Below are 1,801 nucleotides of genomic sequence, written 5' to 3'. Positions count from 1 at the left end.
TCAAAAGCTACAACTGGAACTGGTGGAAGAGGAACTGCAGGAGTTGTCGCATTGGCAGGGGCAAATCTGACTGGCGGAAAAATGAATGTAGATGCTGATGTTACAGATGAAGGCTCTGTAGGAATATATTCGGCTGGAAAAATTGAAATTGACAAGGCTGATATAAAAGCATACAATGGAGCAGTAAACTTCTTTGCTGATAACGGAGGAACTATCTCTGTTGGAAATAATGGTGGCTCAAGCACAGTCGTAACAGGAACTGGTACTGACAAGGGCTCACTTCTGTTCTATACTCCTGGAGGAAAAGTGCTTATAAACGGGCCTATGACTGCTACTATTGAAGGTGGAACTAAAGCTACTACACGTGGTACTGCATTCTACTATACTGGTGGAGGAACATTAGGAAATATCGCTTCTTATACGGCATTGACACCTGGGAACGTTGCAACTTGGGCAAGAACTAACTATGGAGATGGTACAACAAGTACGCTTGGCAACTTGACATTAAATATGCAGGCTGATTCAAGACTGTTCCTGACTCAAAAAGTTAATATGAATTTGTCAAATACGTCAGTTTCAAACTTGTTTAGCGGTCTTGCCTCAACAGAAAAGCCGACAGTAGGAGGAAGTAACGATTATAGAAGATTTATGCTTTATCAAAGTCATCTGAACGTGGATCAGGCAGTAAATCTGGATAATCCAAGCGATGACTACAACCTGCTTGAAATCTCAAACTCAAGCATAACTAACAATAGCACGATAACAGGAACTCAAGATGGGCAAATTGGTATTGCACAGGAAAACTCAGACCTGGCTACGCCAAAATCTACAGTAACACTTATAAATAAAGGGACTATAGACTTGTCTGGTAAAAACTCGGCTGCAATTTATGGGAAAAACGCTATTGTCGTAAATGATACTGCAGGTATCATAAAAATAGCAAAAAGCTCAACAGGGCTATATGGATTGAGAAATACAGAGATTTATAACAAAGGAAATATTTCGGTAGGAAATAAATCGACAGGAATGTTCTATTCAGACGTATTTACAGATCCAGTAACAAGTGCTGTAACAATATACGATACAGAAACAGGGCTTCAAAATACAGGTACAATAACTCTTGATGACGAAGAAGGAGTTGGAATGACATACGAACCTGGAAATATAACTGTTGCGCCAGTATTTGAAAATGCGGGGACAATTACAAGTACAAAAGATAAGAATGTCGGAATGTATGCAAAAGTCGCAAAAAATAATATTTCATACGACACAGTAAACAGCAAAGTAATCACATTTGGAGATTCTGCTTCGCTTGCTGACCCTAATGTGGCAATGTATACAAATGCAACTGGAACTGGTACAAATCCGCTTATAAATAACGGAGATATAACAATCGGAAAAAATGCCGTTGGAATATATGCATTTGAAGAAGTGAACAATAAAAACATAACTGTAGGCGATGGATCTGTCGCAATGTACTCTAAAGGAGGAACTGTTGACTTAAATTCAGGGACTATTAAGGTTGGAAAAAATGAAGCTGTTGGAGTGTATACAGTTGGAAGTGGACAGCAGATTACAAATACAGGAACAGCATTTGACATAGGGGATACTTCGTTCGGATTTGTAAATGTTGGAACAGGAAATAATATAACAAGTACAGGAGGAAGTGCGACTTTATCAAATAATGGTGTATATATTTATTCAAGTGATAAAGCGAACACAATAACTAACAGTACAAATATAACTTCAACTGGAACTACTGGAGCTAACTATGGAATATACTCTTCTAGTCAAGTAAATA

Annotated in this window: 1 pseudogene; it reads left to right on the top strand. The window is 38.3% G+C overall.

The window, feature by feature from the left end:
- Positions 1-1,801, top strand: a pseudogene (locus tag Q0370_RS03680) (autotransporter domain-containing protein); the annotation flags it as partial.

This window comes from uncultured Leptotrichia sp. (assembly GCF_938036635.1).
Lineage (GTDB): Bacteria > Fusobacteriota > Fusobacteriia > Fusobacteriales > Leptotrichiaceae > Leptotrichia > Leptotrichia hongkongensis.
This window is presented reverse-complemented; position numbering and strand designations above follow the sequence as displayed.